At 71.0% G+C, this 1,456-nt stretch carries 2 protein-coding genes and 1 pseudogene; 2 read left to right on the top strand and 1 reads right to left on the bottom strand.

What is annotated here, in order from left to right:
- A partial coding sequence (locus AC08ON_RS04935) for a hypothetical protein (protein ID WP_476616531.1) occupies nt 1-307 on the bottom strand: 307 nt, incomplete at its 3' end.
- Nucleotides 308-346: 39 nt separating this feature from the next.
- On the opposite strand from AC08ON_RS04935, the gene AC08ON_RS04930 reads away from it, so the two are divergent.
- Both AC08ON_RS04930 and AC08ON_RS04925 read left to right on the top strand, forming a co-directional pair.
- Nucleotides 347-1,159: a purine-nucleoside phosphorylase gene (locus tag AC08ON_RS04930; protein ID WP_476606619.1), complete on the top strand. Its 813-nt coding sequence runs from the start codon at nt 347-349 to the stop codon at nt 1,157-1,159.
- Nucleotides 1,160-1,177: 18 nt separating this feature from the next.
- Nucleotides 1,178-1,456 (top strand): annotated as a pseudogene (locus AC08ON_RS04925) (phospho-sugar mutase); the annotation flags it as partial.

Here is a 1,456-nt window from a genome sequence, read left to right as displayed (position 1 = left end):
TGGTGAGCTCGACGGTGATCACATCTCCGTGCTTGACGCCTCGGGACGCCGTCACCTCACGACGGTCGAAGACGACGTCGAACCAGTCGCCCTCCCGCGGGAAGGGGGCGAGGACCAGCAGCCGCCGATCGGTCAGCACGATCCAGCGCGAGGCCCCGAACCGGTGTCCGACGAAGGATTCGACCTTCGCCGTGAACCGTCCGGGTCCGCTCGGGTCGGTGAGCCGACCGCGCAGCACGACCTCGGTAAACTCGCCGGACTCCAAGGGCACTGCCGGGAGACGACGGTGGGACGGTATCAGAGGCACGGGAGTCAGTGTCCTCCACGCACCCCGTACAGTCGCCGGGTGAGGGCACAGGCGGACGAACCGAATGCGGCGGCCTCGGCCGCCACCCTGGCCGAGCTGACCGGAGCCGGCCGGCACGACATCGCGATTGTGCTGGGATCGGGCTGGCCCCCGGCCGCCGATGTACTGTCCCGGCAGGCGACCGACGTCACCGAGGTCACGTTTACCCAACTCGGCGGCTTCCCCTCCAACACCGACGTTCCCGGGCACAAGCCGACCGCACGCTCCGTCCAGCTCGGCGACCGTCGCCTGTTGATCTATCTGGGTCGCGTGCATCCGTACGAGGGCCATGACCTGTCCCGGGTGGTCCACGCGGTCCGCCTGGCCTGTGCGGCCGGCGCGTCGACCGTCATACTGACGAACGCCGCCGGCGGTCTGCGCGCGGACATGTACGTCGGCCAGCCCGTCCTCGTCGCTGACCATCTGAACCTGACCGGCCGCTCGCCCCTGGTCGGCCCGGCGTTCACCGACCTGACCGACGCCTATTCCCCCCGGCTACGGACGCTTGCCCGCGAGGTCGATCCCACCCTGACCGAAGGGGTGTATGCGGGACTGCCCGGTCCGCACTTCGAGACACCCGCGGAGATCCGCATGCTGCGGCTCCTGGGAGCCGACCTGGTCGGCATGTCGACCGTGCACGAGACGATCGCGGCACGGGCCGCCGGAGCGGAGGTGCTGGCCCTGTCCCTGGTCACCAACCTCGCGGCGGGGATGAGCGGCAAGCCGCTGGATCATCTCGAGGTGCTGACCGCGGGGGCCGCCGCCGCGGAACGCCTGGGTATCCTGCTCGCCGACATCGTCACCCGGCTGTAGGACCGCGGCGGAACCGCGATGCCGTCCGCGTCCCGACCAGGCCCGACGTCCCGACCAGGCCCGACGTCCCTGCCCAGCCCGCTCGCCGAGCAGGTCGAGGCCTGGCTGAACGATGATCCGGATCCCGCCGACCGGGCCGAACTGGCCCGACTGCGCGACGGCGCGGGTCACGATGCCACGCTGCTCGCGGAACTGACCACACGTTTCCACGGACCGCTGCGGTTCGGCACAGCCGGGTTGCGCGGGCCACTGCGCGCCGGTCCAGCCGGCATGAACACCGCAGTGGTGCGCCGCGCC

The organism is Frankia sp. CoWAU3 (genome assembly GCF_977971855.1).
This window is presented reverse-complemented; position numbering and strand designations above follow the sequence as displayed.